This window comes from Kocuria sp. p3-SID1428 (assembly GCF_025149945.1).
Classification (GTDB): Bacteria; Actinomycetota; Actinomycetes; order Actinomycetales; family Micrococcaceae; genus Kocuria.
Genome location: NZ_JALXVH010000084.1, coordinates 1 through 6,208, shown reverse-complemented (window position 1 = coordinate 6,208; position 6,208 = coordinate 1). Strand labels below are relative to the sequence as shown.

Below are 6,208 nucleotides of genomic sequence, written 5' to 3'. Positions count from 1 at the left end.
TGCTTGAACTGGTATCAGCAGACAATTTGGCACACTATCGAGTTCTCAAACAACAGACGATCAACCAGCCCGTCTCACCAGGCCCGCGAAGATCAGGTTCTTGCTGGACCGTGCTGTCACCGCGTTGATCCGCAGCTTCCGCACCTGTCCGAAGCACTCCGCTACATTACCCGCCGCACTCCCCGGGGTCAACTCGCCGTCTCCAGCGGATGAACTCTCAGAAACCGTGCGACGCGCCGTGCCCAGTCCGTGACACGAGGCCCTTCGGCCGTTCCGTGCCGTCCGGACTGCCGGAGCGACGAAGAAGAACACTACACACGTCTACCGGTACGCGCAAACGGGGAGGGGCCCGTCGTCGCTATGCGTGCGCGACGACGGTCCCCTCCCCTGATCAGTCGGCCCCTGCAAGTGGTGCGCCTCCGGTCGGATCCCGGTGACTGCGCACCGGACCGGCCGGCCCGGACCTGAGCCGCTTCACCCGGCGACCCGGCGACTCAGACCGACGGACGCAGCCACACCGCACCCAGCGGCGGCAGATCCAGCACTGCATGCGCCGGCTGCGCGTACTGGGGCTCGTCGATCGCTTCGATCGATCCGTTCACGACGCCGGAGCCGCCGAAGCGGGTCTCGTCCGTGTTCAGGACCTCCTCCCACTGCCCGCCGCGAGGCAGGGGCAGGTGGAAGCCGCTGTGCGGGGTGCCGGCGAAGTTGACCGCACACACCAGCGGTCGGCCGTCGGTGTCCCACCGTACGAACGACATGGTGCAGCCCTGGCTGTCGTTGGCGTCCAGCCAGGTGAAGCCCTCCGGCGCGTTGTCCTGCGCCCACAGCGCCGGGGTCTGCCGGTAGATCTCGTTCAGCGCCACGATCAGGCGCTGGATGCCCTGGTGCGGCTCGGTCTCGGCGAGCCACCAGTCCAGCGACTTGTCGTTGTCCCACTCGGCATCCTGGGCGAACTCGGTGCCCATGAAGATCAGCTGCTTGCCGGGGTGTGCCCACATGTACGCGAGGTAGGCGCGGACGTTGGCCAGCTGCTGCCAGCGATCGCCGGGCATCTTGCGCAGCAGCGAGCCCTTGCCGTAGACGACCTCGTCGTGCGAGATCGGGAGCATGAAGTTCTCCGTGTAGGCGTAGACCATGGAGAACGTCAGCTTGCCGTGGTGGTAGCCGCGGTACATGGGGTCCTCGCTCACGTATTCGAGCGAGTCGTGCATCCAGCCCATGTTCCACTTGATGCCGAAGCCCAGCCCGTCGCCGCTCGTGGGGCGGGTGACCCCCGGGAAGGCCGTGGACTCCTCGGCGATCATCACCGTGCCCGGGCTGCGGCGATAGGCCGTGGCGGTGGCCTCCTGCAGGAAGGCGATGGCCTCCAGGTTCTCTCGGCCGCCGAACTGATTCGGCTCCCACTCGCCGTGCTCGCGCGAGTAGTCCAGGTAGAGCATCGAGGCCACGGCGTCCACGCGCAGGCCGTCGACGTGGAACTCCTCGAGCCAGTACAGGGCATTGGCCACCAGGAAGTTGCGGACCTCGGTGCGGCCGTAGTCGAAGATCAGGGTGCCCCAGTCCTTGTGCTCGCCGCGGCGGGGATCCGGGTGCTCGTAGAGAGGTGCGCCGTCGAAGCGGGCCAGGGCGAAGTCGTCTTTGGGGAAGTGCCCGGGGACCCAGTCGACGAGCACGCCGATGCCGGCCTGGTGGAGGGCATCGACAAGGTGCTTGAAGTCGTCGGGATCGCCGAAGCGCGAGGTGGGGGCGTAGTAGCCCGTGACCTGGTAGCCCCACGAGCCGCCGAACGGGTGCTCGGCCACCGGCATGAACTCCACGTGCGTGAATCCGTGGGCCTTGACGTAGTCGACGAGCTCGGTGGCCAGGTCCCGGTAGCTCAGGCCCTGGCGCCACGAGCCGATGTGGACCTCGTAGACGCTCATGGGGCCGCTATGCGGATCGGTCTGCGCGCGACGCTGCATCCACTCGTCGTCGCCGAACTCGTAGCGGCTGTCCAGCACACGCGAGCCGGTCAGCGGCGGGACCTCGGTCCAGCGCGCCATGGGGTCCGCCTTGTCCTTCCACTGCCCGTCCGGGCCCATGATGCGGAACTTGTAGATGGCGCCGTGGTCGACGCCCGGGATGAACAGCTCCCAGACGCCGCTGCCGCCGAGCGAGCGCATGGCGTGCTCGGTGCCGTCCCAGCCGTTGAAGTCGCCGATGACCCGCACCGCGCGGGCATTGGGCGCCCAGACGGCGAAGCTCGTGCCGCGGATCTCCCCGAAGCTCGACGGCCAGCGTCGGACGCGGGCGCCGAGCACGGTCCACAGGTCCTCATGCCGGCCCTCGCCGATCAGGTGCAGGTCCATCTCGCCCACGGTCGGGGTGTAGCGGTAGGGGTCGTCGAGCTCGCGGCTGTGGCCACCGTCCCAGCTCACGCGCAGCCGGTAGTCGGGGATGCCGCCGTCCGAGGTCGCGGGGATGCGACCGGTGAAGATCCCGCCCCACTCGTGGCTGAGCTGGTGCACGGAGCCGTCGGCGGTGACCGCCTCGACCTTCTGCGCGAAGCGCCGCAGGGTGCGGATCAGGACGGTGCCGTCGTCCTGGGGGTGGGCGCCCAGCACGGAGTGCGGGTCGTAGTAACGGCCCTCGGCGACGGCCGCCAGGACGTCCTCGGAGATGGTGTGGGACACGTGGTGCTCGCTTCCGCTGATCTCGTCCGCCTCCGCCTGCTGCGCTGCGGCGGGGTGCTCCGGGGCGGAGCCTTCGTGCTGGTCGGGGATCGCCTGCGCGCTCCCCCCAGCGGCCTGATCGGCCTGGTACTGCGAGGGTACGCCCGCAGCCGCTGCCGTCGGGTCCGCCGCGACGACGGCGGCCACCGCCGAGTCCTGCGACCCCTCGGACGCCGCGGCCGAAGCCGCGCCGTCACCCGCCTGCTCGCCGGAAACCGCACTGTCCGCCGCATGGACGGAGGGCTCCGCAGCTGTGCCTCCGAGCGCGCTGAGCACTGCGGCCAGCGGAACATCGACCCAGTCGGGGCGGTTGCGGGACTCGTAGACGACCTCGTACATGGCCTTGTCGAGCCACAGCGCCTGGAACAGCGGATCCGCGCGCTCCACGATCATGTGGGTCACGGCGGTCCAGCCCTCGAGCAGGGCCTCGGCCGCCTCGATGCTCCACTGCTCGGTATTGCGCCCGGACTCGCGCTGCCCGAAGGCGGCGGCGTAGTCCAGCGAGCGCAGCATCCCCACGACGTCGCGCAGCGGGAGGTCCGCGGCCGAGCGCTCGGAGATCTCGCGCAGCGGCTCGCCCTCGAAGTCGAGGATGCGGAAGGCGCCGTCGGGGCCGCGCAGGACCTGGCCCAGGTGGTAGTCGCCGTGGATGCGCTGCAGCTCCGGCAGCTGCTCGCTGCGCCGGGCGCGGTCGATGACCGAGTCCAGCTGCTGCTCCCGCCCTGCCAGAGTCTCGCGCAGCTGATCGCGGGCCCACTCCAGACGCCCGGACAGACCGTCCAGCAGCGCCTCGCGCTGAGGGCCACCGGCCTCCTGGGCGCCGAAGGCGGAGGCGAGGTCACGGTGCATGCGCGCCGTGGCTCGGCCGAGCTCGCGGGCCTCTGCGGCGAAGGAGCGTCCCTCGGCGGCTGCCTCGACCGCCAGGCGCCAGGCGTCCTGCGCTCCGTCGACGAACTCCGCGGCCACGACCGCCTGCCCGGCGGCCTGACGGCGGCCGCCGTGGTCATCGGCTTCCGGCCAGGTGATATCCGCCCAGCCCCAGGTGCGGGCCACGACGGAGCAGCCGAGGTCGGTCAGCTCGCGGCCGACCTCGACGTCCGGGTTCTGCCCCTCGCCCAGGACCCGGAAGAACTTGAGGATCAGCGCGTCCTCACCGGGCTCGACGGGGCGCAGCACGACCGAGGTGTTCGACTGCTCGCCGGCGATCACCTGCACCTGCTCAGCCGCGCGGACGCCCGAGACCGGGACCAGGGAGTCGTTGGCGGCCCCCGTCATGGTCGCGCGGTGCCCGCCGATCTGGGAGCCCTGCCGCAGCAGTCCCAGCACGGCGTCCAGGAACTCGGGCTGGTCGACAGCCTCGCGGACATGCCGGGGTCCTACCGATGACTCGAAGGAGCCGATGCCCTGATCCAAGGCTGTCCCGGAGATCTCCAGCGGCACCTGGACGATCCGCGTGCCGGACGGGAGGCCCACCCGCAGGAGGTGGATCGCCATGCCGTGGTCCTCGGAGGAGGCACCGGCCTGGGACTTGGACAGCGGGATGACCGCAGCCGTCTCGAGGCTCAGCTGCTGCGGATCTCCGTCGAAGGGGAACCACCGGCGCGAGGGCAGCCACGCGCGCAGCACCTCCTCGAGGCTGCGCGCCGGGTGCGACGACGTGTTCTCGGCGGTCATGTCGGGTCTCCTGTGCAGGTGGTGCGTGTGAGGGGCGCGGACGCGCTCAGCCGAGGCTGGTGATGATCGGCATGGACTGCGTGGCCGGCTGAGCGCCCGAGGCGTCGGGGGCGCTGCGCACCCGCAGCCAGAAGAAGTCCTGGGAGCCCAGCGTCACCCGGTAGGTCCCGCTGTCATCGACGCTGCCGAACGGCTCGCCGCCGAAGACCTCGCGCAGGCCGCGACCGGCGAACTCCGGCAGATCGATCGTGCTCGCGGCCGGGGTGTGCGACAGGTTGAAGATGCACACGAGCGTCTCGGCCTGGTCCTCATGGCGCTCGTCCCGGGGATGGAACTCGCGGACGAAGGCGAACACCGACTCATGCCCGGAGTCCACCGAGCGGAACTCGCCCATGCCGAACGCCGGGTGCTCGCGGCGCACCAGCAGCATGCGGCGCAGCCAGTGCAGCAGCGACGACGACGAGGCCAGCTGCGCCTCCACGTTGGTCTGCGTGTAGTGGTGCACGAGCGACTGGATCACCGGCAGGTACAGCTTGCCGGGATCGGCCTCCGAGAAGCCGGCATTGCGGTCCGGGGTCCACTGCATGGGTGTGCGGGAGGCATCGCGGTCGTCGAGCCAGATGTTGTCGCCCATGCCGATCTCGTCGCCGTAGTACAGGAACGGGCTGCCCGGCAGCGCGAGCAGCAGCGCATGGATCAGTTCGATCTCGGCCCGCGAGTTGTCCAGCAGCGGAGCCAGACGACGACGGATGCCCACGTTGGCGCGCATGCGCGGATCCGGGGCGTACCAGCCGAGCATGGCTTGGCGCTCGTCGGGGGTGACCATCTCGAGGGTGAGCTCGTCGTGGTTGCGCAGGAACGTGCCCCACTGCGTGCCCTCGGGGATGCGCGGCGTGGTGGCCATGGTGTCGATCAGCGGCTGGGCCCGCTGGTCGCGCAGGGCGTAGAAGATCCGCGGCATGATCGGGAAGTGGAAGCACATGTGGCACTCCGGGGCCTCCGCCGAGCCGAAGTACTCGACGACCTCCTCCGGGGGCTGGTTCGCCTCGGCGATGATCACGCGGCCGGGGTACTCGCGGTCGACCATCTCGCGAAGGCCCACCAGGAAGTCATGGGTGCCGGGCAGGTTCTCGCAGTTGGTGCCCTCCTCCTCCACCAGATACGGGATGGCATCGGCCCGGAAGCCGTCGATGCCCATGTCGAGCCAGAACCGCACAACGTCGTAGACGGCCTCGACGACCTTGGGGTTCTCGAAGTTCAGATCCGGCTGATGCGAGAAGAAGCGGTGCCAGAAGAACTGCCGGCGCACCGGGTCGAAGGTCCAGTTCGACTCCTCGGTGTCCACGAAGATGATCCGGGCCTCGGAGTACAGCTCATCCGTGTCCGACCAGACGTAGAAGTCTCCGTAGGGTCCCTCGGGGTCCTCGCGGGAGGCCTGGAACCACTCGTGCTGATCCGAGGTGTGGTTCAGCGGCAGATCCGTGATGACGCGCAGCCCGCGGGCGTGGGCCTCGGCCACGAGGCGCTTGAAGTCCGAGACGGTGCCGAACTCGTCGAGCACCGAGTAGTAGTCCGAGATGTCGTAGCCGCCGTCGCGCAGGGGCGATTCGTAGAACGGCGGGATCCAGAGGCAGTCGATGCCGAGCCACTGGAGGTAGTCCAGCCGCTCGATCAGACCCGAGAAGTCGCCCGACCCGTCGCCGTTGGCATCCGAGAAGGCGCGCACGAGCACCTCGTAGAACACCGCCTTGCGGAACCAGTCCGGATCGTGCGAGATCCCCGGGGCGTTGACTCCGAAGCTGGCCGGGTTGATGGCGTTC

Annotated in this window: 2 protein-coding genes; both read right to left on the bottom strand. The window is 69.5% G+C overall.

Translation table 11 applies throughout. The features are described 5' to 3' along the window. Nucleotides 1-494: 494 nt before the first annotated feature. Complete coding sequence (gene glgB, locus M3E84_RS12195) at nucleotides 495-4,388, bottom strand: 1,4-alpha-glucan branching protein GlgB (protein WP_259896534.1); 3,894 nt, start codon at nucleotides 4,386-4,388, stop codon at nucleotides 495-497. 46 nt (nucleotides 4,389-4,434) lie between these two features. Then, nucleotides 4,435-6,201 (bottom strand): maltose alpha-D-glucosyltransferase, encoded by a 1,767-nt coding sequence (treS, locus tag M3E84_RS12190; RefSeq protein ID WP_259896535.1) that lies wholly within the window; start codon nucleotides 6,199-6,201, stop codon nucleotides 4,435-4,437. Between the last annotated feature and the right edge of the window lie 7 nt (nucleotides 6,202-6,208).